The organism is bacterium endosymbiont of Bathymodiolus sp. 5 South (assembly GCF_900128535.1).
GTDB lineage: Bacteria > Pseudomonadota > Gammaproteobacteria > PS1 > Pseudothioglobaceae > Thiodubiliella.
Genome location: NZ_FQTR01000420.1, coordinates 1 through 848, shown reverse-complemented (window position 1 = coordinate 848; position 848 = coordinate 1). Strand labels below are relative to the sequence as shown.

General features: G+C 34.9%; 2 protein-coding genes and 1 pseudogene. All 3 read left to right on the top strand.

Annotated features, from left to right (window positions below; all coding sequences use genetic code 11):
- Positions 1-259: pseudogene (locus BBROOKSOX_RS11935) on the top strand (hypothetical protein); the annotation flags it as partial.
- Positions 256-417 (top strand): hypothetical protein, encoded by a 162-nt coding sequence (locus tag BBROOKSOX_RS12435; protein WP_180324072.1) that lies wholly within the window; start codon positions 256-258, stop codon positions 415-417. The pseudogene BBROOKSOX_RS11935 and the gene BBROOKSOX_RS12435, both read left to right, overlap by 4 nt.
- A gap of 50 nt (positions 418-467) precedes the next feature.
- A partial coding sequence (locus tag BBROOKSOX_RS11925; protein WP_139662111.1) for a transposase occupies positions 468-848 on the top strand: 381 nt, incomplete at its 3' end.

Sequence of the window (848 nt, the reverse complement as noted above, 5' to 3'; positions counted from 1 at the left end):
GTTTATGATATTGAAAATAGATAACGAAGAGTTTATTAACAATATCTCAAAAAATCAAACTGTTGAATTATTTAATGAATATAAAACACTGCCCAATATAAAAATTAAGGATATAAAAGTATTAGAACAAGTTAATTTGATGACCCCAGAAAATATCCATCTTAATTCTTTTATGTATGAGCCAATATTGGATATGAACTCTGATGAGTTGATAAAGTTATATAAAATAATTAAAAGGATGTTGGAGGGTTCTGAATGACTCCTGCATCTAGCAGTTCCGAAATCGTCCTCTACACCACCCCAGATGGCACAGTCAAAATAGATACCGTTTTTCAAGACGAAATCATCTGGATGACCCAGAAAAAAATGGCAGAACTCTTTGATGTAAAAAACGCCCAGCCATCACAAAGCACCTGAAAAATATCTTTGAAAGCAGAGAATTAGACGAAAAAGTGGTTGGTTCCATTTTGGAACATACCACTCAACATGGCGCAATTGAAGGTAAAACCCAGACTAAAGCAGTTAAATATTATAATTTGGTATTAGAAAGCTACAACCTTAAATCGTTTGAGGCGATGCGTATGCGTGCGACTTTCCAGCAAATTTATCAAGCCCCTGATATGCAAACCTTTAGGCACTTGCTACAAAAATGGTATCACTGGGTTAGTCAGTGTAGTTTGTTGCCAATGGTTGAAACAGCAAAGATGGTTAAACGCCATTGGCAAGGTATTTTAGAGTGTAAATTAAGCAGTATTAATAACGGTATTTTAGAAGGTTTAAATTCAGTGATTCAAGCGGCAAAGAGAAAGGCAAGAGGGTATGGAAAGAAGCATTTTAAAACAATGGCT

Bases quoted from the DNA above. Each gene is read 5' to 3' on its own strand.
- BBROOKSOX_RS12435 (WP_180324072.1), top strand. From the start codon at position 256: ATGACTCCTGCATCTAGCAGTTCCGAAATCGTCCTCTACACCACCCCA.